This is a genomic window from Allobosea sp. CER48, assembly GCF_044752385.1.
GTDB lineage: Bacteria > Pseudomonadota > Alphaproteobacteria > Rhizobiales > Beijerinckiaceae > Allobosea.
In genome coordinates this window covers 1-25,596 of the sequence record NZ_JBIWYK010000002.1, presented here as the reverse complement: position 1 = coordinate 25,596, position 25,596 = coordinate 1, and the positions used below count along the sequence as shown (strand labels likewise).

The 25,596-nt window shown below is 66.7% G+C and carries 25 protein-coding genes; 24 read left to right on the top strand and 1 reads right to left on the bottom strand.

Annotated elements, in window-relative coordinates:
- The first annotated feature begins 112 nt into the window (after positions 1 to 112).
- The 21 genes from ACIPIA_RS00220 to queA all read left to right on the top strand — a co-directional run bounded on the left by ACIPIA_RS00220 (position 113) and on the right by queA (position 21,028).
- Positions 113 to 1,303, top strand: coding sequence for an NADH-quinone oxidoreductase subunit D (locus ACIPIA_RS00220; protein WP_400505501.1), 1,191 nt, complete (start codon positions 113 to 115; stop codon positions 1,301 to 1,303).
- A 117-nt stretch (positions 1,304 to 1,420) separates the two neighbouring features.
- A complete protein-coding gene (gene nuoE / locus ACIPIA_RS00215) occupies positions 1,421 to 2,617 on the top strand; it encodes an NADH-quinone oxidoreductase subunit NuoE (RefSeq protein ID WP_400505499.1) in 1,197 nt (398 codons plus the stop codon).
- An 11-nt stretch (positions 2,618 to 2,628) separates the two neighbouring features.
- Complete coding sequence (gene nuoF / locus ACIPIA_RS00210) at positions 2,629 to 3,933, top strand: NADH-quinone oxidoreductase subunit NuoF (protein WP_400505497.1); 1,305 nt, start codon at positions 2,629 to 2,631, stop codon at positions 3,931 to 3,933.
- A 4-nt stretch (positions 3,934 to 3,937) separates the two neighbouring features.
- Positions 3,938 to 6,001 carry an NADH-quinone oxidoreductase subunit NuoG gene (gene nuoG / locus ACIPIA_RS00205; protein WP_400505495.1) on the top strand — a complete coding sequence of 688 codons (2,064 nt, stop codon included), beginning with the start codon at positions 3,938 to 3,940 and terminating at the stop codon, positions 5,999 to 6,001.
- Between the two features lie 6 nt (positions 6,002 to 6,007).
- A complete protein-coding gene (nuoH, locus tag ACIPIA_RS00200) occupies positions 6,008 to 7,060 on the top strand; it encodes an NADH-quinone oxidoreductase subunit NuoH (protein ID WP_400505493.1) in 1,053 nt (350 codons plus the stop codon).
- A gap of 23 nt (positions 7,061 to 7,083) precedes the next feature.
- Positions 7,084 to 7,293: a hypothetical protein gene (locus tag ACIPIA_RS00195; protein WP_400505491.1), complete on the top strand. Its 210-nt coding sequence runs from the start codon at positions 7,084 to 7,086 to the stop codon at positions 7,291 to 7,293.
- Between the two features lie 19 nt (positions 7,294 to 7,312).
- Positions 7,313 to 7,801 (top strand): NADH-quinone oxidoreductase subunit NuoI, encoded by a 489-nt coding sequence (gene nuoI, locus ACIPIA_RS00190; RefSeq protein WP_038367698.1) that lies wholly within the window; start codon positions 7,313 to 7,315, stop codon positions 7,799 to 7,801.
- Positions 7,802 to 8,080: 279 nt separating this feature from the next.
- Complete coding sequence (locus tag ACIPIA_RS00185) at positions 8,081 to 8,704, top strand: NADH-quinone oxidoreductase subunit J (protein WP_400505489.1); 624 nt, start codon at positions 8,081 to 8,083, stop codon at positions 8,702 to 8,704.
- The gene (nuoK, locus tag ACIPIA_RS00180) at positions 8,704 to 9,012 is read left to right on the top strand and encodes an NADH-quinone oxidoreductase subunit NuoK (RefSeq protein WP_061968159.1); all 309 of its coding nucleotides are present in this window, start codon (positions 8,704 to 8,706) and stop codon (positions 9,010 to 9,012) included. The genes ACIPIA_RS00185 and nuoK overlap by 1 nt, the downstream gene beginning before the upstream one ends.
- Before the next feature lie 29 nt (positions 9,013 to 9,041).
- A complete protein-coding gene (nuoL, locus tag ACIPIA_RS00175; protein ID WP_400505487.1) occupies positions 9,042 to 11,075 on the top strand; it encodes an NADH-quinone oxidoreductase subunit L in 2,034 nt (677 codons plus the stop codon).
- Positions 11,076 to 11,079: 4 nt separating this feature from the next.
- The gene (locus ACIPIA_RS00170) at positions 11,080 to 12,591 is read left to right on the top strand and encodes an NADH-quinone oxidoreductase subunit M (protein ID WP_400505505.1); all 1,512 of its coding nucleotides are present in this window, start codon (positions 11,080 to 11,082) and stop codon (positions 12,589 to 12,591) included.
- A gap of 9 nt (positions 12,592 to 12,600) precedes the next feature.
- A complete protein-coding gene (nuoN, locus tag ACIPIA_RS00165) occupies positions 12,601 to 14,028 on the top strand; it encodes an NADH-quinone oxidoreductase subunit NuoN (RefSeq protein WP_400505485.1) in 1,428 nt (475 codons plus the stop codon).
- 11 nt (positions 14,029 to 14,039) lie between these two features.
- A complete protein-coding gene (locus tag ACIPIA_RS00160) occupies positions 14,040 to 14,798 on the top strand; it encodes a biotin--[acetyl-CoA-carboxylase] ligase (protein ID WP_400505483.1) in 759 nt (252 codons plus the stop codon).
- 105 nt (positions 14,799 to 14,903) lie between these two features.
- Positions 14,904 to 16,574, top strand: a complete 1,671-nt coding sequence (locus tag ACIPIA_RS00155) for a ribonuclease J (protein WP_400505481.1) — start codon at positions 14,904 to 14,906, stop codon at positions 16,572 to 16,574.
- Between the two features lie 37 nt (positions 16,575 to 16,611).
- On the top strand, positions 16,612 to 17,016 hold the full coding sequence (gene mce, locus ACIPIA_RS00150; RefSeq protein WP_089175228.1) for a methylmalonyl-CoA epimerase: 405 nt from the start codon (positions 16,612 to 16,614) through the stop codon (positions 17,014 to 17,016).
- 4 nt (positions 17,017 to 17,020) lie between these two features.
- On the top strand, positions 17,021 to 17,413 hold the full coding sequence (locus ACIPIA_RS00145) for a RidA family protein (RefSeq protein ID WP_400505479.1): 393 nt from the start codon (positions 17,021 to 17,023) through the stop codon (positions 17,411 to 17,413).
- Positions 17,410 to 17,640 carry a DUF1467 family protein gene (locus ACIPIA_RS00140; RefSeq protein WP_400505477.1) on the top strand — a complete coding sequence of 77 codons (231 nt, stop codon included), beginning with the start codon at positions 17,410 to 17,412 and terminating at the stop codon, positions 17,638 to 17,640. The genes ACIPIA_RS00145 and ACIPIA_RS00140 overlap by 4 nt, the downstream gene beginning before the upstream one ends.
- A 510-nt stretch (positions 17,641 to 18,150) precedes the next feature.
- A complete protein-coding gene (locus ACIPIA_RS00135) occupies positions 18,151 to 18,699 on the top strand; it encodes a peptidylprolyl isomerase (protein ID WP_400505474.1) in 549 nt (182 codons plus the stop codon).
- A gap of 25 nt (positions 18,700 to 18,724) precedes the next feature.
- Entirely contained in the window at positions 18,725 to 19,372 is a 648-nt protein-coding gene (locus tag ACIPIA_RS00130; RefSeq protein ID WP_400505472.1) for a hypothetical protein, read from the top strand.
- Complete coding sequence (locus ACIPIA_RS00125) at positions 19,372 to 19,842, top strand: peptidylprolyl isomerase (RefSeq protein ID WP_400505470.1); 471 nt, start codon at positions 19,372 to 19,374, stop codon at positions 19,840 to 19,842. Before ACIPIA_RS00130 ends, ACIPIA_RS00125 begins: the two co-directional genes overlap by 1 nt.
- Positions 19,843 to 19,942: 100 nt before the next feature.
- Positions 19,943 to 21,028 (top strand): tRNA preQ1(34) S-adenosylmethionine ribosyltransferase-isomerase QueA, encoded by a 1,086-nt coding sequence (gene queA, locus ACIPIA_RS00120; RefSeq protein WP_400505468.1) that lies wholly within the window; start codon positions 19,943 to 19,945, stop codon positions 21,026 to 21,028.
- 24 nt (positions 21,029 to 21,052) lie between these two features.
- Here the strand turns inward: queA and ACIPIA_RS00115 are convergent, their stop codons facing one another.
- Positions 21,053 to 22,087: a purine-nucleoside phosphorylase gene (locus ACIPIA_RS00115; RefSeq protein ID WP_400505466.1), complete on the bottom strand. Its 1,035-nt coding sequence runs from the start codon at positions 22,085 to 22,087 to the stop codon at positions 21,053 to 21,055.
- Positions 22,088 to 22,298: 211 nt separating this feature from the next.
- Between ACIPIA_RS00115 and ACIPIA_RS00110 the strand changes: the two genes are divergently transcribed.
- The 3 genes from ACIPIA_RS00110 to ACIPIA_RS00100 all read left to right on the top strand — a co-directional run bounded on the left by ACIPIA_RS00110 (position 22,299) and on the right by ACIPIA_RS00100 (position 25,544).
- Positions 22,299 to 22,961 carry a tetratricopeptide repeat protein gene (locus ACIPIA_RS00110; protein ID WP_400505464.1) on the top strand — a complete coding sequence of 221 codons (663 nt, stop codon included), beginning with the start codon at positions 22,299 to 22,301 and terminating at the stop codon, positions 22,959 to 22,961.
- Between the two features lie 82 nt (positions 22,962 to 23,043).
- Positions 23,044 to 24,432, top strand: a complete 1,389-nt coding sequence (gene der / locus ACIPIA_RS00105) for a ribosome biogenesis GTPase Der (protein WP_400505462.1) — start codon at positions 23,044 to 23,046, stop codon at positions 24,430 to 24,432.
- A 14-nt stretch (positions 24,433 to 24,446) separates the two neighbouring features.
- Positions 24,447 to 25,544, top strand: a complete 1,098-nt coding sequence (locus ACIPIA_RS00100; RefSeq protein WP_400505503.1) for an NAD(P)/FAD-dependent oxidoreductase — start codon at positions 24,447 to 24,449, stop codon at positions 25,542 to 25,544.
- Positions 25,545 to 25,596: the final 52 nt, after the last annotated feature.

The following is a 25,596-nucleotide window of genomic DNA, read 5'->3' as shown; positions in this document are numbered from 1 at the left end:
AGGAAATCTTCATCGACGAAAAGCCCGACCTCTATGCCTTCGCCGGCGAGCGGCGGCGCAAGACGGGCGAGCAGGTGGTCGCAGAGTTCCTCGCTGCGCAGGAAGGCCGGCAATGACCGAGCACAATATCCGCAACTTCTCGATCAACTTCGGCCCGCAGCATCCGGCGGCGCATGGCGTGCTTCGCCTCGTGCTGGAGCTCGACGGCGAGGTGGTCGAGCGCGTCGACCCGCATATCGGCCTGCTGCATCGCGGCACCGAGAAGCTGATCGAGGCGAAGACCTATCTCCAGGCCGTGCCCTATTTCGACCGGCTCGACTATGTCGCGCCGATGAACCAGGAACACGCCTATGCGCTCGCGGTCGAGCGGCTCGTCGGCGTGACCGTGCCGCGCCGCGGCCAGCTCATCCGCGTGCTCTATTCCGAGATCGGCCGCATCCTCTCGCATCTGCTGAACGTCACCACGCAGGCGATGGACGTCGGCGCGCTCACGCCTCCGCTCTGGGGCTTCGAGGAGCGCGAGAAGCTAATGATCTTCTACGAGCGGGCCTGTGGCGCGCGCATGCATGCGGCCTATGTCCGGCCCGGCGGCGTGCACCAGGACATCCCGGTCTCGCTGATCCATGACATCGCCGAGTGGTGCGACCCCTTCCTCAAGGTCTGCGACGACCTCGAAGGCCTGCTCAGCGACAACCGCATCTTCAAGCAGCGCAACGTCGATATCGGCGTGGTCGATCTCGAGACCTGCTGGAAATGGGGCTTCTCGGGCGTGATGGTGCGCGGCTCCGGCGCGCCGTGGGATCTGCGCAAGTCGCAGCCCTACGAGTGCTACGAGGAGATGGAATTCGACATTCCCGTCGGCAAGAACGGCGACTGCTTCGACCGCTACCACATCCGCATGGAAGAGATGCGCCAGTCGGTTCGCATCATGAAGCAGTGCTGCGACAAGCTGCTCGCCCCCGATGGCGGCGGCCCGGTCTCCTCGCTCGACGGCAAGATGGTGCCACCCAAGCGCGGCGAGATGAAGCGCTCGATGGAAGCGCTCATCCACCATTTCAAGCTCTACACCGAAGGCTACAAGGTCCCGGCCGGCGAGGTCTATGCCGCCGTCGAGGCGCCGAAGGGCGAATTCGGCGTCTACCTGGTCTCCGACGGCACCAACAAGCCGTATCGCTGCAAGATCAAGGCCCCGGGCTTCGCCCATCTCCAGGCCATGGATTTCATGTGCCGCAAGCACATGCTCGCCGACGTCTCCGCGATCCTCGGCTCCCTCGATATCGTGTTCGGGGAGGTCGATCGGTGAACGCTGTTTCCGTCATGGTCGGCCTTGTGCCGGCCATCCACGTCCTGAACGTGGCTGATGTTGCGAAGACGTTGATGCCCGGGGCAAGCCCGAGCATGACGTCGAGAGAGAACTGATATGTCCGTCCGTCGTCTCGCGCCCGATCCGGTCCAGCCCGCTTCCTTCGCCTTCACCGCGGCGAACGAGAACTGGATCGACCAGCAGATCGCGAAATATCCCGAAGGCCGCCAGGCATCTGCCGTCATTCCGCTGCTGTGGAAGGCGCAGGAGCAGGAGGGCTGGGTTTCCCGCGCCGTGATCGAGACCGTGGCCAGGCGCCTCGGCATGGCGCCGATGCGGGTCATGGAGGTCGCGACCTTCTACACCATGTTCAACCTCCAGCCGGTGGGCGAGTATTTCGTCCAGCTGTGCGGTACGACGCCTTGCGCCCTGCGCGGCGCGGAAGCGCTGAAGAAGGTCTGCGAGGAGGTCATCGGCCCGCAGTCGACCGTCACCGCCGACGGCAAGCTCTCCTGGCTCGAGGTCGAGTGCCTCGGCGCCTGCTGCAACGCCCCGATGGCGCAGATCAATGTCGACTATTACGAGGACCTGACGCCGGCGAATTTCCGCCAGCTCCTCGACGACCTCCGCAAGGGCCGTCCGACCAAGCCCGGCCCGCAGAACGGCCGCATCGGCTCCGAGCCGGAAGGCGGCCCGCAGACGCTGACCGACGAAGCCCTTTATGACGGCTCCATGATCGGCGCCGGGGATTGGCAGAAGCGCATCGCCGAGCAGCGCAAGGCCGCCGCAGAGGCCGCTGCCGCCAAGGCCGCCGCCGAGGCGGAAGCGAAGAAGGTCGCCGAAGCCGATGCCAAGAAGGCCGATGCGACGCCCGCAGCCGTGGCGGCGAAGCCCGCCAGCGAGACGGCCGCGGCAGCCCGCCCGAAGCCGTCCGAGCCGACCCAGCCTTCGAGTGCCGCCAGCGATACGCCGGCCGCCAAGGGCAAGGTCGAGAAGAAGGATGTGGCCGAGGCTGCGAAGCCCGCGGTCGACGAGAGCAAGCCCGAGTTGCTGACCGCTGCGCGCGGCGGCAAGGGCGACGATCTCGAACTGATCTGGGGCGTCGGGCCGAAGCTGGCCAGGATGCTCAACGAGATGGGGATCTGGCATTACGAGCAGATCGCCAAATGGACACCGGCGGAGCTCGCCTGGGTCGATGCGCGCCTGACCGGCTTCAAGGGCAGGGCGGAGCGCGACGACTGGATTGCTCAGTCGAAGAAGCTCGCGACGGGGTGGCGCCCCGAGGCGAAGCTTGGCGACAAGCCGGCAGAGTGAGGCACTAGGACATGCTCGCAGATCGCGATCGCATCTTCACCAATCTCTACGGCCTGCACGACCGCACCCTGAAGGGGGCGATCCAGCGCGGCCATTGGGACGGTACCAAGTTCATCCTGGAGCAGGGCCGGGACTGGATCATCGACGAGATGAAGAAGTCCGGCCTGCGCGGCCGCGGCGGCGCCGGCTTCCCGACCGGGCTGAAATGGTCGTTCATGCCCAAGCAGAGCGACGGGCGGCCGCATTACCTCGTCGTCAATGCCGACGAGTCGGAGCCGGGCACCTGCAAGGACCGCGAGATCATGCGCAACGACCCGCATACGCTGGTCGAGGGCTGCCTGATCGCCTCCTTCGCCATGGGCGCGCATGCGGCCTACATCTACATCCGCGGCGAATATGTCCGCGAGCGCGAGGCGCTGCAGCGCGCCGTCGACGAGGCCTATGAGGCCAGGCTCATCGGCAAGGACAACGTCCACGGCTATCCCTTTGATCTCTATGTGCATCACGGTGCCGGCGCCTATATCTGCGGCGAAGAGACGGCGCTGCTGGAGAGCCTCGAGGGCAAGAAGGGCATGCCGCGGCTGAAGCCGCCATTCCCGGCCAATATGGGCCTCTATGGCTGCCCGACCACGGTGAACAACGTCGAGTCGATCGCCGTTGCGCCGACCATCCTGCGCCGCGGCGCCGCCTGGTTCTCCTCGATTGGCACCCCGAACAATGTCGGGACCAAGCTCTTCTGCGTCTCCGGGCATGTGAACAAGCCCTGCAACGTCGAAGAGGCGATGGGCCTGACCTTCCGCGAGCTGATCGACAAGCACTGCGGCGGCATCCGCGGCGGCTGGGACAACCTCAAGGCCGTCATTCCCGGCGGCTCCTCGGTGCGCATGGTCCCGGCCGAGCAGATCATCGACACGCCGATGGACTTCGACTCGCTCTCGAAGCTGCGCTCGGGCCTCGGCACCGCGGCGGTGATCGTGATGGACAAGTCGACCGACATCGTCCGCGCCATCGCCCGCATCAGCCACTTCTACAAGCATGAGAGCTGCGGCCAGTGCACGCCCTGCCGCGAGGGCACGGGCTGGATGTGGCGCGTCATGGAGCGCATGGCCGAGGGCCGCGCCCAGAAGCGCGAGATCGACATGCTTCTCGATGTCACCAAGCAGATCGAGGGCCACACCATCTGCGCGCTCGGCGATGCCGCGGCCTGGCCGATCCAGGGCCTGATCGCGCATTTCCGGCACGAGATCGAGCAGCGCATCGACGACTATGCCGCCAACCCGCACAGCGAGCCTGTGCGCCTGATGGCGGCGGAGTGAGACCATGACGAAACTCCTCATCGACGGCGTCGAGGTCGACGTACCCGCCGAGTACACGGTCCTTCAGGCCTGTGAGGCGGCTGGTGCCGAAGTCCCGCGCTTCTGCTTCCACGAGCGCCTCTCGATCGCCGGCAACTGCCGCATGTGCCTCGTCGAGGTGAAGGGTGGCCCGCCGAAGCCGCAGGCCTCCTGCGCCATCGGCGTGCGCGACCTGCGCCCGGGCCCGAACGGCGAGCCGCCGGTCGTCCTGACCAAGTCGCCGATGGTCAAGAAGGCCCGTGAAGGGGTGATGGAGTTCCTGCTCATCAACCACCCGCTGGATTGCCCGATCTGCGACCAGGGCGGCGAGTGCGACCTGCAGGACCAGGCGATGGCCTATGGCGTGGACACCTCCCGCTACGCCGAGAACAAGCGTGCGGTCGAGGACAAGTATATCGGCCCGCTGGTCAAGACCTCGATGACGCGCTGCATCCAGTGCACGCGCTGCGTCCGCTTCACCACCGAGGTCGCCGGCGCCTCCGACCTCGGCGCGATCGGTCGCGGCGAGGACATGGAGATCACGACCTATCTCGAGCACGCGATGTCGTCGGAGCTGCAGGGCAACGTCGTCGATCTCTGCCCGGTCGGGGCGCTCACCTCGAAGCCCTACCAGAACAAGGCCCGCCCCTGGGAACTCTCCAAGACCGAGAGCATCGACGTGATGGACGCCGTTGGCTCGGCCATCCGCGTCGACTCGCGCGGCAAGGAAGTCATGCGCGTCCTGCCTCGCCTCAACGAGGCGGTGAACGAGGAGTGGATCTCCGACAAGACCCGCCACGTCGCCGACGGACTGCGCACGCAGCGTCTCGACCGGCCCTATATCCGCGAGAACGGCCGCCTGCGGCCGGCGAGCTGGAACGAGGCGTTCGCCGCCATCGCCGCCAGGGTGAAGGCCGCCGCGCCTGAGAAGATCGGCGCCATCGCCGGCGATCTCGCCGCGGTCGAGGAGATGTTCGCGCTGAAGGCGCTGATCGCCTCGCTCGGCTCGGCCAATCTCGACGCCCGCCAGGACGGCACCAGGCTGCATCCGAAGTTCGGCCGTGCCTCCTACGTCCTCAACGCCGGCATCGCCGGCATCGAGGATGCGACCTCGCTGCTGATCATCGGCTCGAACCCGCGCCGCGAGGCGCCGATCCTGAACGCACGCATCCGCAAGCGCTGGCTGCGCGGCGACTTCAAGATCAGCGTCATCGGCGAGAAGGCCGACCTGACCTATGCCTACGATTATCTCGGCGCCGGCCCGGAGACCCTGGCCGATGTCGTCAAGTCGGCTGCGGCCGCCGGCGGCAAGCCGATGGTGCTGGTCGGGCAGGGCGGTCTCGCCCGCACCGACGGTGAGGCCGTGCTCTCGCTGGCCGCCAAGGCTGCGCAGGCGCTCGGCGCGACCGCCGAGGGCTGGAACGGCTTCGGCGTGATCCACACCGCCGCCGCGCGCGTCGGCGCGCTCGATCTCGGCTTCGTGCCGGGCGAGGGCGGCCTCGATGCCGCTGCGATGGTCAAGCCGGGTGCGCTCGATGTGCTCTTCCTGCTCGGCGCCGATGAGATCGACGTCGCGGACGGCGCCTTCGTCGTCTACCAGGGCACGCATGGCGACCGGGGCGCTCACCGCGCCGACGTCATCCTGCCGGCGGCGGCCTACACCGAGAAGTCCGGCACCTACGTGAACACCGAAGGCCGGGTGCAGATGGCGGACCGCGCCACCTTCCCGCCGGGCGATGCCCGCGAGGACTGGGCGATCCTACGGGCGCTTTCCGGCCATCTCGGCAAGACGCTGCCCTTCGACACTCTGTCGGCCCTGCGCAAGGCGCTCTACGAGGCGCATCCGCATTTCGCGGCGCTCGACCGCCTGTCGGCCAACGATGCGGCCGCGATCGGCCAGCTCGCGGGCCTCGGCGGCAATACCGAGAAGGCGATCTTCGCTCCGGCGGTCAGCGACTTCTATCAGACCAACCCGATCGCGCGTGCCTCCGCCGTCATGGCGGAATGCTCGGCGCTGGCCTCGGGCCGGCACCAGCAGGCGGCGGAGTAACCGGCCATGAACTGGGACCTCGTCCTCGATATCGCGATCATCCTCGGCAAGAGCCTGCTGCTGCTGGTTTGCCTTCTGGTCTTCATCGCCTACATCCTGCTGGCCGACCGCAAGGTCTGGGCGGCGGTGCAGCTGCGCCGCGGCCCGAACGTAGTCGGGCCCTGGGGCCTGTTCCAGAGCTTCGCGGACCTGATCAAGTTCGCGCTCAAGGAGCCGATCATCCCGGCCGGCGCCAACAAGGGCATCTTCCTGCTCGCGCCCTTCATCTCCTGCCTCCTGGCGCTCGGCGCCTGGGCGGTGATCCCGGTGGCGGAAGGCTGGGCGATCGCCGACATCAATGTCGGCGTGCTCTACATACTCGCGATCTCGTCGCTGGGCGTCTACGGCATCATCATGGCCGGCTGGGCCTCGAATTCGAAGTATCCGTTCATGAGCGCGCTGCGCTCGGCGGCACAGATGGTGTCCTATGAAGTCTCGATCGGCTTCGTCATCATCACCGTGCTACTCTGCGTCGGCTCGCTGAACCTCTCGGCCATCGTCGAGGCGCAGCAGAACCGCGGTCTGGCGCACGCGCTCGGCGTGCCGTGGCTCAGCTTCCTGAACTGGTACTTCCTGCCGCTCTTCCCGATGTTCGTCGTCTTCTTCGTCTCGGCGCTGGCGGAGACGAACCGTCCGCCCTTCGATCTGGCCGAGGCGGAGTCGGAGCTCGTGGCGGGCTTCATGGTCGAGTATTCCTCGACGCCGTACCTGCTGTTCATGCTCGGCGAATACGTGGCGATCATGACCATGTGCTCGCTGACGACGATCCTGTTCCTCGGCGGCTGGGCGCCCCCGGTCGCGCTGCCTCCCTTCACCTGGCTGCCCGGCGTGTTCTGGTTCGCGCTCAAGGTCTGCCTGGTGTTCTTCATGTTCGCGCTGGTGAAGGCCTTCGTGCCGCGCTACCGCTACGATCAGCTGATGCGCCTGGGCTGGAAGGTCTTCCTGCCGCTCTCGCTGGCCTGCGTCGTCATCGTGGCGCTGGTGCTGCAGCTCACGGGCTGGGGGCCTGTCGGCGGATGAGTTTGGCTGGCCCGCTCGGTGCCGTGATCGGCTTCGCGCTGGGCCTGCTGGAATACCGGCTGATGTCGGCGGTGGTGATCGGGGCGCTCCGGCGCACGGACCGCTCCGCGACCGAGGCCGAGAAACAGGATTACGAGCGCCGCATCCGCATCCTGCGGGGCGCGCTGATGGCAATGACGGTCGGCCTGATGCCGATCCTTGGTTTCGTGATCGGCCGGGCGTTGTTCGGCTGAGGATGGAAGGACGAAGGCGATGTCACTCGCGCAAGCCGCAAGGGGCCTGCTGCTGAAGGAGTTCGTCGGGGCGATCGGCCTGTCGATGCGCTACTTCTTCAAGCCGAAGGCGACGCTGAACTACCCGTTCGAGAAGGGCCAGCTCTCGCCGCGCTTCCGTGGCGAGCACGCGCTGCGCCGCTATCCGAACGGCGAGGAGCGCTGCATCGCCTGCAAGCTCTGCGAGGCGATCTGCCCGGCGCAGGCCATCACCATCGAGGCCGGCCCGCGCCGCAACGACGGCACGCGCCGCACCACGCGTTACGACATCGACATGACGAAGTGCATCTATTGCGGCTTCTGCCAGGAGGCCTGCCCGGTCGATGCCATCGTCGAGGGGCCGAATTTCGAGTTCGCGACCGAGACCCGCGAGGAGCTGTTCTACGACAAGGACAAGCTGCTCGCGAACGGCGCGCGCTGGGAACGCGAGATCGCGCGCAACATCGCGATGGACGCACCGTATCGGTGATGTTTTCCGACCGCCTCGCGGCGGTCATCCCGGGCGACCGCAGGGAAACCCGGGATCCATGCCTGAACCGTTGCCGGGCGCGTGCCGGCATGGATCCCGGCTCGCCGCTTCGCTGCGGCCGGGATGACGGCGTGGAAACCGCATGAGACCAGACCTGCCACGCGGTTGTCGCGTCCGGCGGGCCTGATTATAGACGCTCCAAATTGCCCCGGGCCTTGAGTCCCGGAGCACGAACCAAACGAGGACCGCGCCGAAAAGGGGCGGGAAGGGCTGGCCGAGATGAATGCCGCAGCGGCTTTCTTCTATCTCTTCGCAGGTGTCACCGTGGCATCCGCCTTCATGGTGGTGACCTCGCGCAACCCCGTGCATTCGGTGCTGTTCCTGATCCTGGCCTTCGTCAACGCGGCCGGGCTGTTCATGCTGCTCGGCGCCGAGTTCCTCGCGATGTTGCTGGTCGTCGTCTATGTCGGCGCGGTCGCGGTGCTCTTCCTCTTCGTGGTGATGATGCTCGATGTCGATTTCGCCGAGTTCCGCCAGGGGTTCCTGAACTATCTGCCGATCGGCGCACTGATCGGCTTCATCTTCGCCGTCGAGTTGCTGCTGGTCGTCGGCGCCTGGGTCATCGATCCGCACATCGTCAAAGCGCCGGTCGCCGCGATTCCCGCCGGCATGACCAATACCGAGGCGCTCGGCCGCGTGCTCTACACGCAGTATGTCTACTACTTCCAGGCGGCGGGTCTCGTGCTGCTGGTCGCCATGATCGGCGCGATTGTCCTGACGCTGCGCGACCGGCACGGCATCAAGCGCCAGCACGTCCCGACCCAGAACGCCCGCACCAAGGACGCGGCGATGGAGGTCAAGCAGGTGCCTTCGCGTGCCGGCGTTCCCGAGGAGATGGCATGATGACGATCGGACTGGGCCACTATCTCGCCGTCAGCGCCATCCTGTTCACGCTCGGCGTGCTCGGCATCTTCATCAACCGCAAGAACGTCATCGTCATCCTGATGTCGGTCGAGCTGATCCTGCTCTCGGTCAACCTGAACTTCGTCGCCTTCTCGAGCTTCCTGAACGACATCGTCGGGCAGGTCTTCGCGCTGCTCGTGCTCACGGTGGCGGCGGCTGAGGCCGCGATCGGCCTCGCCATTCTCGTCGTCTACTTCCGCAACCGCGGCACGATCGCGGTGGAAGACATCAACATGATGAAAGGCTGAGCGCGCCCCAGCGCCTGGACCTCACTGCCATGTATCACCTGATCGTCTTCCTCCCTCTCATCGGCTTCCTGATCGCCGGCCTCTTCGGCCGGCTGATCGGCGCGCGCGGCTCCGAGATCGTCACGACCTCGCTGCTGATCGTCTCGGCGGTCCTGTCCTGGGTCGCCTTCTTCCAGGTCGGATTCGGCTCCGGCACGACGCGCGTCCAGGTCGCGAGCTGGATCTCCTCCGGCAGCCTCCAGGTCGACTGGGCCTTCCGCGTGGACACGCTGACCGTTGTGATGCTGGTCGTCGTCAACACCGTGTCGTCGCTCGTGCACCTCTACTCGGTCGGCTACATGCACGAGGATCCGCACCGGCCGCGCTTCTTCGCCTATCTCTCGCTCTTCACCTTCGCCATGCTGATGCTGGTGACGGCGGACAACCTCGTCCAGATGTTCTTCGGCTGGGAAGGCGTGGGCCTCGCGTCCTATCTGCTGATCGGCTTCTGGTACCAGAAGCCGTCGGCCAACGCGGCCGCGATGAAGGCCTTCATCGTCAACCGCGTCGGCGATTTCGGCTTCTCGCTCGGCATGTTCCTCGTCTTCGTGCTGTTCGGCTCGGTCGCCTTCGACGCGATCTTCCCGCGCGCCAGCGAATTCGTGAATACGGGCTTCCGCTTCCTCGGCTATGACTGGAACGCGCTGACCCTGACCTGCCTGCTGCTGTTCGTCGGCGCCATGGGCAAGTCGGCGCAGTTCCTGCTGCACACTTGGCTGCCGGACGCGATGGAAGGTCCGACCCCGGTCTCGGCGCTCATCCATGCGGCGACCATGGTCACCGCGGGCGTCTTCATGCTGGCGCGCCTGTCCCCGGTCTTCGAATATGCGCCGGTCGCGCTCACGGTCGTCGTCGTCATCGGCGCCACGACCGCCTTCTTCGCGGCGACGGTCGGCCTCGTGCAGAACGACATCAAGCGCGTCATCGCGTATTCGACCTGCTCGCAGCTCGGCTACATGTTCGTCGCGCTCGGTGTCGGCAACTATGGCGCCGGCGTCTTCCATCTGTTCACCCATGCATTCTTCAAGGCGCTGCTCTTCCTGGGGGCCGGCTCGGTCATCCATGCGATGCATCACGAGCAGGACATGCGCCACATGGGCGGACTGCGTAAGCACATCCCGCTGACCGCCGCGGCCATGACGATCGGCACGCTGGCGCTCACCGGCTTCCCGGGCTTCGCCGGCTACTTCTCGAAGGACGCGATCATCGAGAGCGCCTATGCCTCGGTGGAGCACGGCGGCTTTGCCAGCTCCTATGCCTTCGTGCTGCTGGTGCTCGCGGCCTGCATGACCTCGTTCTACTCCTGGCGCCTGTACTTCATGACCTTCGAGGGCGCGCCGCGCTGGGGCCATGGACACGGCTCGCATGGTCATGACGACCCCGCGCATGCCGCTCACGGCCATGACGATCATGCCCATGCCTCGCATGGCCACGACGATCACGGCCATGGCCATGACCACACGCCGCATGAGAGCCCCTGGGTGATGCTGCTGCCGCTGGTCCTGCTCTCGATCGGCGCGATCTTCGCGGGCTACGCCTTCAAGGAGTACTTCATCGGCCACGACTTCGAGCATTTCTGGAAGTCGGCGCTGTTCATGGGCAAGGACAACCACATCCTGCATGCCATGCACGAGGTGCCGAAATGGGTCGTCTGGTCGCCCTTCGTGGCGATGGTGATCGGCTTCGTGCTCGCCTACTACATGTATGTCCGCCGGCCGGACGTGCCCGGCAAGCTCGCGGCTGCGAACCCGGTGCTGTACCGGTTCCTGCTCAACAAGTGGTACTTCGACGAGCTCTACGACTTCCTGTTCGTGCGCCCGGCCAAGTGGCTCGGCCGCTTCCTCTGGAAGAAGGGCGATGGCCTGGTCATCGACGGCTTCGGACCGGATGGCGTCTCGGCCCGCGTGGTCGATGTGACCAACCGGGTGGTCCGGCTGCAGACCGGCTATCTCTATCACTATGCCTTCGCCATGCTGATCGGCGTCGCAGGGCTGGTGACCTGGTATCTCGTGACCCGCGGGTGAGATGATGTTCGGCTTCGGTATTCTCACCGGTCTTCTGGTTCTCCCGCTGGTCGGCGCGGCCTTCATCCTGGCGCAGCGCGGCGACAAGGCGTCCGTCGACTCCAACGCGCGCTGGGCTGCGCTGATCACGACGGTCCTGACCTTCGTGCTCGCCTGCGTGGCCTGGGCCCGGTTCGACACCGCCAATCCCGGCTTCCAGCTGATCGAGACCCACGGCTGGGTCTCCGACGCCATCAAGTTCAAGCTCGGCGTCGACGGCTTCTCATTCCCCTTCATCGTGCTCACGGCATTCCTGATGCCGTTCTGCATCCTCGCGTCCTGGACCTCGGTCGAGAAGCGGGTGCGCGAGTACATGGTCGCGTTCCTGATCCTCGAGACGCTGATGATCGGCGTCTTCGCGGCGCTCGATCTCGTGCTCTTCTACGTGTTCTTCGAGGCCGGCCTGATCCCGATGTTCCTGATCATCGGCATCTGGGGCGGCAAGCGGCGCGTCTACGCTTCGTACAAGTTCTTCCTCTACACGCTGCTCGGCTCCGTGCTGATGCTGCTCGCCGTCATGGCGATGTACTGGAACGCCGGTACCACCGACATTCCGACGCTGCTGGCGCACAAGTTCCCCTCCGAGATGCAGAAGTGGCTCTGGGTGGCCTTCTTCGCCTCCTTCGCCGTGAAGATGCCGATGTGGCCGGTCCATACCTGGCTGCCCGACGCGCACGTCGAGGCGCCGACGGCGGGCTCGGTCATCCTGGCCGCGATCCTGCTGAAGATGGGCGGCTACGGCTTCATCCGCTTCTCGATCCCGATGTTCCCGGAGGCTTCGTCCTATTTCGCGCCGCTGGTCTTCGCGCTCTCGGTCATCGCCATCGTCTACACCTCGCTGGTGGCGCTGATGCAGGAGGACATCAAGAAGCTGATCGCCTACTCCTCGGTGGCGCATATGGGCTTCGTCACCATGGGCCTCTTCACCCTGACGCCGCAGGGCATCCAAGGCGCGATGTTCCAGATGATGAGCCACGGCCTGGTCTCGGGCGCGCTCTTCCTTTGCGTCGGCGTGATCTACGATCGCATGCATACCCGCGAGATCGCCGCCTATGGCGGCCTGGTGAACCGCATGCCGCTCTATGCGGTCGTGTTCATGGTCTTCACCATGGCCAATGTCGGCCTGCCCGGCACCGCCGGATTCGTCGGCGAGTTCCTGACGCTGGTCGGCGCTTTCCGCGCCAATCCCTGGGTGGCGTTCTTCGCCACTTCGGGCGTCATCCTTTCGGCGGCCTATGCGCTCTGGCTCTATCGCCGCGTCGTTTTCGGCGAGCTGACCAAGCCGGAACTGAAGGATATCAAGGACCTCAACGGTCGCGAGATCGCGATCCTGGTCCCGCTCGTCCTGCTGACCATCTGGTACGGCGTGCAGCCGCACACGATCCTCGACGCCTTCGCGGCGCCGACGGAAGCGCTGATCAAGAACTATCAGGCTGCGCTCACTGCCGCGAAGACGGCAGTGGCGGCCGTGCAGTAAGGTTTCGTCATGGCTCTGCCCGCTCTCGGCCCGGCCCTGCCGGAAATCATCCTCGCCGTCGGCGCCATCTCGATGGTGCTGATCGGCGCGATCCAGGGCGAGCGCTCGACGCGCCTGCTCGAAGGCCTCGCCCTGGCGCTGCTGGCGCTCGCGCTGGTGCTGGTCGTCTCGGGCGACGGCAAGCTCCTGACCTTCAACAGCGGCTTCATCGTCGACGGCTTCGCCCGCTTCATGAAGGTGTTGACGCTGATCGGCGCCGGCGCGGCCATCCTGCTTTCCGCCGAGACGCTGAGGCGCGAAGGCGCCATGCGCTTCGAGTTCCCGATCCTGGTGGTGCTCTCGACCATCGGCATGATGATGATGATCTCGGCCAACGATCTCATCAGCCTGTATGTCGGCCTCGAGCTTCAGTCGCTGGCGCTCTACGTCGTCGCCGCCTTCGACCGCGACAATGCAAAGTCGACGGAAGCCGGCCTGAAGTATTTCGTGCTCGGCGCGCTCTCCTCCGGCATGCTTCTCTATGGCGGCTCGCTGGTCTACGGCTTCACCGGCACCGTCACCTTCTCCGGCATCGCTGCGGCCACGCAGGGCGGGCACGCGGGCATCGGGCTGATCTTCGGCATCGTCTTCATCGCCGCCGGCGTCGCCTTCAAGATCTCGGCCGTGCCGTTCCACATGTGGACGCCGGACGTCTACGAAGGTGCTCCGACGCCGGTCGCCGCCTTCTTCGCCTCGGCGCCGAAGATGGCCGCCATGGCGATGGTGATCCGCATCTTCGTCGGTGCCTTCCCGGGCGCGATCCATGACTGGCGCCAGATCATCGTCTTCATCTCGATCGCTTCCATGGCGCTCGGCGCCTTCGCTGCGATCGGTCAGCGCAACATCAAGCGCCTGCTCGCCTATTCCTCGATTGCGAACATGGGTTACGCGCTGGTCGGCCTTGCAGCCGGCACGCCCGATGGCGTCCAGGGCGTGATGACCTACATGGCGATCTATCTCGCCACGACGCTTGCTGCCTTTGCCTGTGTGCTGATGATGCGCCGCGACGGCAAGCTGGTCGAGGACATCTCGGAGCTCGCCGGCCTGTCGCAGACGAACGGCTGGATGGCCTTCGCGCTGTCGATGATGATGTTCTCGCTGGCCGGCATCCCGCCGCTCGCCGGCTTCTGGGCGAAGTATTATGTCTTCCTCGCCGCGATCGATGCGAAGCTCTACGTGCTCGCCGTCATCGGCGTGCTGACCAGCGTCGTCGGCGCCTACTACTATCTCCGTCTCGTCAAGGTGATGTATTTCGACGAGCCGAAGCCGGCTTTCGAAACGGCGGATTACGGCGTGCGCACCGTCCTGCTGCTTTCGACCATCTTCGTGCTGGTGCTGTCGTTCGTGCCCGCCCCGCTTTTCGACTCGGCTGCGGCTGCGGCGAAGTCGCTCTTCTGAGCTGACGGCGCGTGCTCGGCGACGTCGCCCGCGCTGCCGGCTACCGGCTGATCATCCGCGACGAGGTCGGCTCCACCATGGAGGAGGCCCGTCGCGCGCTCGATCAGGGCGAGCCGGGGAAACTCTGGATCGTGGCCCGCAGTCAGAATGCGGGCCGGGGGCGGCACGGCCGCCAATGGGGCTCGCCCCCCGGCAATCTCTATGCGAGCCTGCTGCTGACCGACCCGTGCGAGCCGGCACTGGCGCCGCAGCTCGGCTTCGTCGTGGGACTCGCGCTGCACGATGCCGCCGCGAGGCTGCTCGGGCCGGCGGCTGCCGAACTCAAGTTGAAATGGCCGAACGATCTGCTGCTCGGCCGCGCCAAGACGTCCGGCCTGCTGCTCGAAGGCGAGAGTCGGGCAGGGCGGCTCAACATCATCGTCGGCTGCGGCGTCAACATCGCCTCCTGCCCGTCCGATACGCCTTACCCCGCCACCTTCCTCAAGGCTGCCGCGCCACAAGCCAATGTCGAGGCGATGCTGACGGGGTTGAGCGACGCCTTCGCCCAGCGCCACGCCATCTGGTCGCAGCCCGGCGGTTTCGGCGCGATCCGTGCCGCATGGCTCGAGCGCGCAGCCTTCCTCGGCGAGGTCATCACCATCCGCCTCCCGGAAGGCCCGGTGGAAGGCCGCTTCGCCGGGCTCGACCCGACGGGACGTCTCGAGCTCGAGACGGAAGCCGGCCGCCGCATCATCGATGCCGGGGATCTGTTCTTCGGCCCGCCTCGTTGATCGGCTGCGTGCGCCTCGCGATGTGGAGACCGCGTGGATGGCGTGCTAGGGCTGGTTGCCATTGCGCGGCATAGATCAAGCCATTTCCAGAAATCAGGATTGCCAGTGACCCGTTCCTCCGACCAGCTCGTTTTCGTTCCCCTCGGCGGCCTCGGCGAGATCGGCATGAACGCCGCTCTCTACGGCTTCGGGCCGGAGGGGCGACGCAAATGGATCCTGGTCGATTGCGGCCTGTCCTTCGCCGGGCCGGAGGCACCGGGCGTCGATATCGTCCTGCCCGATCTTCGCTACATCATCGAGGAGCGCGCGAACCTTCTCGGCATCGTCATCACCCACGCCCATGAGGACCATATCGGCGCGCTCGCCGCGCTCTGGCCCTCGCTGCGCGCGCCGGTCTATTGCACGCGCTTCGCCGCCGGTCTCCTCGCCACGCGTCGCCTCTCCGAGCCCGGGGCGCCGAATGTCGAGATCAATGTCGTGGCACAGGGCGGGCGGATCGCGCTCGGCCCGTTCGACATCGAATTCGTCCCGGTCGCGCACTCCATCCCCGAGTCGAACGCGCTGGCGATCCGCACGCCGGCCGGGCTTGTCGTCCATACCGGCGACTGGAAGATCGACCCGACGCCGCGTGTCGGCCTGCCGACCGACGAGAAGCGCCTGCGCGAGCTCGGCGAGGAGGGGGTGTTGGCGCTGGTCTGCGATTCCACGAACGTCATGCGCGACGGCATCAGCCCGAGCGAGGCCGACGTCGCCGCCAAGCTGAAGGAACTCGTGGCCTCGGCGCCGGGGCGCGTCGCCGTCACCACCTTCGCTTCCAATGTCGCGCGTCTGCGCGCCGTCGCCGAGGCGGCGATGGCGGCCGAGCGCGAGGTCGTGGTCGTCGGCCGGGCGATGGATCGCGTCATCGACGTCGCGCGCGAGTGCGGCTATCTCGACGGCATTCCCGGTTTCCGGCCCGTCGATGCCTATGGCTACCTGCCGCGCGACAAGGTCGTGGCGCTCGTGACCGGCAGCCAGGGCGAGCCACGTGCCGCGCTCTCGCGCATTGCCGCCGACGACCATCCCGAGATCGCGCTCTCGCCGGGCGATCGCGTGATCTTCTCGTCGCGCACCATTCCCGGCAACGAGAAGTCGGTCGGCAACATCCTGAACGCGCTTGCCCGCGACAACATCGAGATCATCACGGACCGCACCCATCTGGTCCATGTCTCCGGTCACCCCCGCCGCGAGGAGCTCGCCCGGCTCTATGGCTGGCTCAAGCCGCGGATCGCCATCCCCGCCCATGGCGAGGACCTGCATCTGGCCGAGCATGAGAGCTTCGCCCGCAGCCTCGGCGTGAAGCATGTGCTGCGCGCCGGCAACGGTGACGTCGTCGCGATTTCGGATGGGGGCGCGAGCAAGGTCGACGAAGCCCCGCATGGCCGGCTCTACCAGGACGGCTCGCTGCTGGTGAACGCGCTGGAGAAGACGGTGCAGGAGCGCCGCCGGCTCTCCTTCGCCGGCATAGTCTCGATCGCCGTCGCCATCGACGACAAGGGCGGCATCGCCGGCGAGCCGGAGATCGCCGTGCTTGGCCTGCCGCCGCGTACCCGTGAGGGCACCGATTTCGACGAATATGTCGCCGATGTCGTCGCCGACCTGCTCGACAACATCCCGAAGGCCCGCCGCCGTGACCCGGAGGCGCTTCGCAACGCCCTGGAGCGCGGCGTCCGCAGCGCCGTCAACGAGGAGTGGGGCAAGAAGCCGCTGGTGCATGCGCTCGTGGTCGAGGTGTAGAACGGGCTCAAGCGCCTTCGGGCTGGAGAAGACGAAGATGATCGGACGCCTCAACCATGTCGCCATCGCCGTGAAGGATCTCGCGGCCTCGACGGCGCTCTATCGTGACACCCTCGGCGCGCGCGTTTCGCAGCCGCAACCAGAGCCGGACCATGGCGTCACCGTCGTCTTCGTCGAACTGCCCAACACCAAGATCGAACTGCTGGAGCCGCTTGGCGCCGATTCGCCGATCGCGAAGTTCCTCGAGCGAAATCCGGATGGGGGCATCCATCACATCTGCTACGAGGTCGACGACATCCTCGCTGCCCGCGACAGGCTGAAGGAGCAGGGCGCGCGCGTGCTTGGTTCGGGAGAGCCGCGCATCGGCGCGCATGGCAAACCCGTGCTCTTCCTGCACCCCAAGGACTTCCTCGGCACGCTGGTCGAGCTGGAGCAGGCCTGAAGCCATGTCCGAGATCGCTTTCCTCGGCGAGCCCGAGCCGGGCTCGCCGCGCCCCTTCAGCGCGGCGACGGTCGCCGGCGGCATGGTCTTCGTCTCCGGCCATTCCGCGCCGCATGACCCTGCGCGCGGCATCCATCGCGGCGATACGCCGGCCGACGAGGTGCGCAACGCGCTTGGCCGCATCACCGAAATTCTGGCCGAGGCCGGCAGCTCGCTCGACCGCGTCGTCCAGATGACGATGCTGATCACCGATCCGGTCGACTACGCAGCCTGCAATGCCGAGTATGTGAAGCACTTTCCGAACGGCCTGCCGGCCCGCCATACCGCGCGTTTCGGTGTGCCGACGGAGGCCCGGGTCGCCTTCTCCTGCATCGCCCTGGTCGGGAGGGGCGCATGAACGTCGTCGGCGGGATCGCGCTCTATTTCGTCATCTGGTGGATCACGCTCTTCGCCGTGCTGCCCTTCGGCATCCGCAGCCAGCATGAGAGCGGCGAGGTCGTCGAGGGCACCGAGCCCGGCGCGCCGATCCTGCCGGGGCTCGTGAAGAAGGCCGCGATCACCTCGGTCATCGCGGCGGTGATCTTCGCCGGCGTCTGGTATGTCTGGGTGACCTACGACATCTGATTCTTGCCGGCGCAGCCTGTCGCCGGAGAACGGCCGGAGGCGCGCTGTCGTTTGCGGCCGTCGTTCGCCTGGAGCGGGCATGCGGTCTTGGAATGGCGAGAGGAAGAAAAGCCGGGGAGGCAGCGCCGAGAACCGGCCAAAGAAAAAGGCAAGGCCGATGCCTTGCCTTGGGTAGTCATTTTTTACCGCAGTATCGGCGCGCGTCTGGATGCGTGCGACTCGTATACTAGGCGGGCGTTTGTCCTCCCGAGACCTGGTCCGCAGCGCCTTGACTGGCAAGGCGCTCCCAGCGGGAGATGGCTTAGCTGATTGTGACGGCTCTGTCATCAGTTTCGACAAATGTAGCCTCAAATTTTTGCAAGTTTGATCTCCATTGCACTTGTGCGGTGCAACATGTTCCGATCTGCCGCATCGAGAGAGGCCGCCGCCAGGGCAGGTGCCTTGTTCCGGCCAAAGGATATCGCTATCGACTGGCATCCGCCGGGCTCGCCGGTGGCCATGGAGATCTTCATGCTGCGCAGCACGCTTGCCGCCCTTGCCGTCGTCCTCTCCCTCGGTGCCGCACAGGCCCAGGCCGCCAAGCCCGATGCCGAGAACACGGTCATCCTGGAGACCAAGGACGGCCCGGTGACGATCCGCCTCCGGCCGGACCTGGCGCCGAAGCATGTCGCGCAGATCAAGGCGCTTGTGAAGCGCGGCTTCTATGACGGCATCGTCTTCCATCGCGTCATCGACGGCTTCATGGCCCAGACGGGTGACCCGACGGGCACCGGCACCGGCAAGTCCGACCTGCCGAATCTCCCGGCCGAATTCACGCCGACGCCATACAAGGTCGGCTCCGTCGGCATGGCGCGCTCCGCCTCGCCGGATTCGGCCAATTCGCAGTTCTTCATCTGCTATGAGGGTTGTGGCTCGCTGACCGGCCAGTACACGCTCTTCGGAGAGGTCGTGTCCGGCATGGATGCGGTGCGCAAGATCAAGAAGGGTGCGCAGGGCAGTGGCCAGGTCAGCAGCCCCGACAAGATCGTCCGGATGCGGATGGCGTCCGACGCCAAGTGAGATGAAAGCGGGGAGGGCCCGAACCATGTTGCGAACGGCCCTCTTCGCCTCCCTGACGGCGTTCGCTCTCGGTGGTGCGGCGCTGGCGCAGGACACGCGTGATCTCGGGCTGCCGCCGCCTTCCGGCTCGCAATATCCGGTGCTGCCGCCGCCTTCCGGGTCGCAGAACCCGATCCTGCCGCCGCAGAGCGGCCAGCGCTACAATCCCGGTATCGGCGGCCCGTTCAGCGGCAACGACATTCCGGGCATCGAGCAGCGCCCGGTCGCTCCGCAGCGCCTGTTGCGTGGCAGCGGCGAGATCGGCCTGATCGGATCGGTCTCGCCAGCCCCCGCACCGGAGCAGGGGGACAGCATCGACAAGCTCGACGATATCGCGGGAGCCGTCCGGCGCTGCTGGGCGCCTCCGCCGCTTCCGGGCGATCTCACCGGGGCGATGGCGACGGTCCGCTTCAGCCTGCGGCGTGACGGCACCCTGTTCGGACAGCCGCGCGTGAATTGGGAAACACGCCGCGGCGACGCCGAGTTTCAGAGGCGTTTCACCGATTCGGCGGTTGCGGCCGTGCGCTCCTGCACGCCGATGAGGTTGTCGAAGGGCCTCGGAGCGAGTATCGCGGGGCGACCCTTCACCATAAGGTTCCACGGCCGCGTGCCGCCAAACGAAAGGCAGAGCTGATGTCGCTCGATCCCGAAAACACCATCGTGATGGAAACCACCAAGGGCAAGGTGGTCATCAAGCTGCGCCCCGACCTTGCGCCGGGCCATGTCGAGCGCATCAAGCTGCTCGCCCGCGAGGGCTTCTATGACGGCATCGTCTTCCACCGCGTCATCGACGGCTTCATGGCCCAGGTCGGCTGCCCGCACGGCACCGGCACCGGCGGTTCGAGCTATCCGGACCTGAAGCAGGAGTTCAACGCCGAGCCGCATGTCCGCGGCATCTGCTCGATGGCCCGCGCCCAGAACCCGAACTCCGCCAACAGCCAGTTCTTCATCGTGTTCGACGACGCCCGCTTCCTGGACAAGCAGTACACCGTCTGGGGCGAGGTCGTCGAAGGCATGGAGAACGTCGACAAGATCAAGCGCGGCGAGCCCGTGCGCGATCCCGACTCGATCGTCTCGATGAAGGTGATGGCCGACGCGGCCTGATCGCTTCGTCCAAGTCGAGCCCTCATTCCGGGACCGGCGGCGCCAGCCGCGCGTCCGCCCGGAATGAGGGCTCTTTGCTTTTGGAACGAGATGCAGCCCGATGGATGTCGGCCTTTTTGATTTCGACCTGCCGGAAGACCTGATCGCATTGAGGCCGGTGAGCCCGCGTGATGCGGCACGGCTGCTCGTGGTGCGGCCCGATGCGCCGCAGCCGCTCGAGGATCTTGGCATCCGCGATCTCGTCTCGCTGCTGCAGCCGGGCGACGCGCTCGTCCTCAACGATACGCGCGTCATTCCTTCCCGCCTGCGCGGGCGACGACATCGCGGCGCGGATTCCGCACGCATCGAGATCATGCTGCACAAGCGCGAGAGCGAGGATCGCTGGCTCGCCTTCGCCCGGCCGGCGAAGAAGCTGGCGCTCGGCGAGACCGTGGTCTTCGATGCCGAGGGCGCCAGCAACGCCTGCGAGCTCGGCCGCCTGCAGGCCGAGGTCGTCGCGAAGGGAGAAGGGGGCGAGGTCGAGCTGCGCTTCAGCCTGACCAGCGCCTATCTCGACGAGGCGATCGCGCGGCTGGGCGAGCTGCCGCTGCCGCCCTACATCGCCGGCAAGCGCCCGACGGACGATGCCGACACCGCCGACTACCAGACGAGTTTCGCCCGCAATGACGGTGCCGTGGCGGCGCCGACCGCGGGATTGCATTTCACGCCGGATCTCCTGGCCGCGCTGGATGACCGCGGCGTCGGCAGGCATTTCGTCACGCTGCATGTCGGCGCCGGAACCTTCCTGCCGGTGAAGGCAGAGGATACCGACGAACACCGCATGCATGCCGAATGGGGCACCGTCTCGGCCGAGACGGCGGCGGCTCTCAATGCGGTCAAGGCCAGGGGCGGGCGCATTGTCTGCGTCGGCACCACCTCGCTGCGCCTGATCGAGAGCGCTGCAGCGGAAGACGGCACCATCCGCCCGTTCTCGGGCGATACCGCGATCTTCATCACGCCGGGCTATCGCTTCCGCGCGGTCGACATGCTGATGACGAATTTCCACCTGCCGCGCTCGACGCTGTTCATGCTCGTCTCCGCCTTCTGCGGACTCGACCTGATGAAACGGGCCTATGCCCATGCGATCGCGGAGAAATACCGGTTCTATTCCTATGGGGACGGCAGCCTGCTCTTCCGGGCAGGCTGACGGTCCCGATTCTCGCAGCCGGCCCTACTGCGCGGGCAGCGGCGGCACGCCCTTCTGCCATTCCGCCCAGTTGCCGGTGATGTGGTCGACCACCCGCGAGCCCACGGCTTCGACATTCGCGACGGTCTCGGCAAAGCCGCCGGCGGTCTGGCCGGGCGCGGGGTCGAGATGCTGTAGCGTCGTCTCGTTCGGGTTCCCCTGGTCGAAATTGACCGCGCCGCGCAGGCTCAGGATGCGGTCGGTGCCGAACTGGCGCTTGATCACCAATGTGATCGCCGCCGCCTCCATCTCGGTGATGACGTAGTCGTCGGCGCCGTACAGCTTCGCCATGTACTGCGCCTCCTTCGACAGGCCCGGCCCATGAAAGAAGGTGTCGCCCGTCATATGTGTGCCGACAGTGACGGCCGGCTCTGATTGCGCCCGCTTGTCGGGATAGCGCATGCGGTACTGCCTGGCCGAATCGGAATCCTGCAGATTGGCGCCGGAGCCGAGCTTGACCGCCCAGTTCACGAGGGCGGGGTTGAGCTGGAAGACGCGGTAGCTCTCATAGCCCTTGCGCGGCATGAAGACGGGTTCGCCCGGCTTGCCTTCCTCCGGGGCCCAGCGGTGTCCCAGGTCGTAGTCGACCAGCCAGCTGCCCCAGGACACGTCGCCGATCGTGCCGCGCGAGGGCGGCGTGCCGGCGACGCCGCTGATCACGAAATAGGCCTGCGAGAAATCATAGGCAGGGTCGAGCAGGATCGCCTGCATCGAGGACGAGGAGTTGACCTTGCCCATGCCGAGCACGGCGCCGCAGACGCCGTCGTCATTGCAATAGACCGGCTTGAGCGCGCCCTTCACGGCATGCGGCTGGCTGGCCTTCCAGTAGCGCTCGTACCAGTGCTGGAATTCGCCGGCTCGGTCACCGGTGTTCTCGCCGATCTCGAACATCGCGCCGATGAAGACCTTCACCTTGGTCGGCTGGGTCTGCGCTCCGGCCGGAAGCGCGAGCGAGCCGAGGGTGATGCCGGCAAGGGGGAGAGCGGCGAGGCCGCGCCGTCTGGCGATGATCTGCTTCATGGGGGTTCTCCACGGCCGAAAACTGAACGGGCCGTCCGCCTAGGGCGGAGCAAGGGCTGTGCCGTTTCTGCCATGGCGCGGGCAGGGGCGTCCATCGCGGCATCGTCATGGCCGCAATGATCGCACTGGCGCGACGATCCGTTCGCTGATCCGGCTCGCCTTCCCGTCTTGAAAATGCTACCGGGCTCCCAACAGGGATTTTGACAGTCAAATGGCCGATATTTTTCGCGAGATCGATGAGGAAGTCCGGCGCGACAAGGCGGCGGAGCTCTGGAAGAAATATGGCTGGGTCGTCACCGGCCTTGCCGTGCTGGCCGTGCTCGCCGTGGCGGGCTGGCAGTTCTGGCTGCACCGCGAGAACCAGGCTTCGCAAGCCGTTGGCGCGCGCCTCGAGGCGGCGCTGAAGTCTTCCCGCGACGGAGACAGCACCCAGGCCGAGACGATCCTGAAGGAGCTCGCCGCGAGCGCGCCTGCGGGATATCGCCAGATCGCGCGCTTCCGCCTTGCCGCCGAGACCGCCAAGGGCGATGCCGCCGCCGGCGTCGCCGCCTTCGACGCGCTTGCCAGCGATGCCACGCTGGATGCGACCTACCGGGATCTCGCCAGGTTGCGCGCCGGCATCCTGCGTGTCGATCTCTCGCCCTTTGCCGAGGTCAAGACGGCGCTGGAGCCCCTGGCGAATCCGCAGGGCGTCTGGCGTCACTCTGCCCGCGAGTTCCTCGGCATTTCCGCGCTCAAGGCCAACCAGTTCGACGAGGCCGGCCGCTGGTTCGACGCCGCGATCACCGATCCGCAGGCGCCGCAGGCGCTGCGTCAGCGCGTCGAGCTCTATCTCGCTCTCGTCCGCGGCGGCCCCGTCACGGTGAAGAACTGAACCGGAGCCCCGCTCCCAACGCTTCCGTCACCCCGCTCCGGTCTTGCGTCCGGGCCGGAGTGACGATGGAATGTGAAGTCTGATGACAGCCATCGTCGCCCTCATCGGCCGGCCCAATGTCGGCAAGTCGACGCTGTTCAACCGGCTCGTCGGCAAGAAGCTCGCGCTGGTCGACGACCGGCCGGGAGTCACGCGCGATCGCCGCGAGGGGGACGCGACGCTCGGCCATCTCCGCTTCAAGGTGATCGACACCGCCGGTCTCGAGGAGGCCGACAAGGATTCGCTCGCCGGGCGCATGCGTGCGCAGACCGAGACCGCCATCGCCCAGGCCGATGTCGTGGTCTTCATGATCGACGCCCGCCTTGGCCTGACGCCGATGGACCAGCCCTTCGCCGATCTGGTCCGCCGCTCGGGCAAGCCCGTGATCCTCCTCGCCAACAAGGCCGAAGGGAAGAAGGGCACCGACGGCATCATCGAATCCTATTCGCTCGGGCTCGGCGATCCCGTGCCGTTCTCGGCCGAGCATGGCGAAGGCACGGCCGACCTGCTCGAGGCGCTGGTACCCTATATCGCGGACGAGCCCGAGGAGGACGAGGACGCGGCCTGGGAGGAAGCCCCCGCCGACGACGCCGAGGAGGAGTACAATCCCGACCGGCCGCTGCGCGTCACCATCATCGGCCGCCCGAATGCCGGCAAGTCGACGCTGGTCAACCGCATGATCGGCGAGGACCGCATGCTGACCGGCCCCGAGGCCGGCATCACCCGCGATACGATTTCCGTCGACTGGGAATGGCGCGGCCGCAAGGTCAAGCTCTTCGACACCGCCGGCATGCGCAAGCGCGCCCGCATAGAGGAGAAGCTGGAGAAGCTCTCCGTCGCGGATTCGCTGCGCGCCATTCGTTTCGCCGAGGTCGTGGTGGTCCTTCTCGACGCCACCATCCCCTTCGAGAAGCAGGACCTGACGCTGGTCGACCTGACCGAGCGCGAGGGCCGCGCCGTGGTGATCGGCCTCAACAAATGGGATCTCGTCGCCGACAAGCAGGGCCTGCTCGCGGAGCTCAAGGAGAAGGCCAACCACCTGCTGGCGCAGGTGCGCGGCGTGCCGATCATCCCGCTCTCCGGACTCGCGGGCGAGGGCATCGACCGGCTGATGCAGGGCGTGTTCTCGGCCTATGAGGTCTGGAACCGCCGCGTCTCGACCGCGCGCATCAACCGCTGGCTGGAAGGCGTGCTCTCGGCCCATCCGCCGCCGGCGGTGGCGGGCCGGCGCATCAAGATCCGCTACATGACGCAGGCCAAGGCGCGCCCGCCGACCTTCGCGCTGTTCGGCAACCAGCTCGAGCACCTGCCGGTGTCCTATGTCCGGTATCTCGTGAACAATCTGCGGGAGGGCTTCGACCTTCCGGGCACGCCGATCCGGCTGCATCGGCGCGGCGGCCAGAACCCCTACGACAAGGAACGCAAGGGCTGATGCGGCAAGGGGCTATGCGGGTCGCGGTCGTCGGCGCCGGAATTGCCGGGCTGTCCACGGCCTGGTCGCTGAACAGACGCGGGCACCGCGTCACGCTCTTCGAGCAGGCACCGCAGATCCCCAACCTCTATGCCGCCTCGGGCGACCAGCACCGCATCATCCGGCGCGCCTATGCCGGCGCCGACGGCTATGCGCGCACGATCAGCGAGGCCTTCGAGGCCTGGGAGGAACTCTGGTCCGATCTCGGCAGGCGCCACTATGCCCCCTGCGGTGCGCTGGGCGTGTCCCAGACGGCCGAGGACGAGGGTGACGACTATCTGAAGGGGTTGGATCGGGTTGGCTCGGCCTACGAGCTCTACGAGCCCGCCGAGGCCGCCCGGCGCTATCCCTTTCTCGACGCGGGGACCATCCGCTACGCGTATGTCAACCGCGAGGGAGGAGCGCTGTTTCCCGCCCGCATCGCCGCCGACCTGGCGCGGTTGCTGCGCGACCGCGGCGCGATGATCCGCGATGGAGCGGAGGTAACGGCCATCGATGCGGATGCCGGCAGGCTCACCCTGGCCGATGGCGAGGAGGCGAGCTTCGACCGCATCGTGGTGTCGGCCGGCGCCTGGGTCTTGAAGCTCCTGCCCGAGCTGGCCGAGAGCCTGGCCACCTATCGCACGGCCGTCGTCTATCTCGACCCGCCCGATGATCTGAGGGCGGCCTGGCAGGCCGCGCCGGTCATCGTCGATGTCGGCGGCACCATCGACGGCTACGTCCTGCCGCCGGTCGACGGAACCGGCCTGAAATTCGGCGCCGGCATTCACAAGCGCCCGCGCCAGCCGGGCGAGGAGCGCGAGCCCCGGCCGGGGGAGGGAGAGCAGCTGCGCGACTATTTCTCGCCGCCCTTCGCGCGCATCGCCGAATACCGGGTCGATCGCGTCGTGACCTGCGCCTACACCTTCACTTCGGACCGCAAGTTCTTCTCGCGCGAGATCGGCAAGGTCACGGCGGTCTCGGCCTGCTCCGGTCACGGCTACAAGTTCGGTGCTGCCGTCGGGCGGCGCGTCGCCGCAGCGGTCGAAAGCGGAGATCAGGCCGGCCTCCTGCGCTGGCTCAAGGCCGAGTGAGGAAGGCGGGGCGCGCATGCTCAAGACCGTGAGCGCGCTTTTCGTCGGCCCG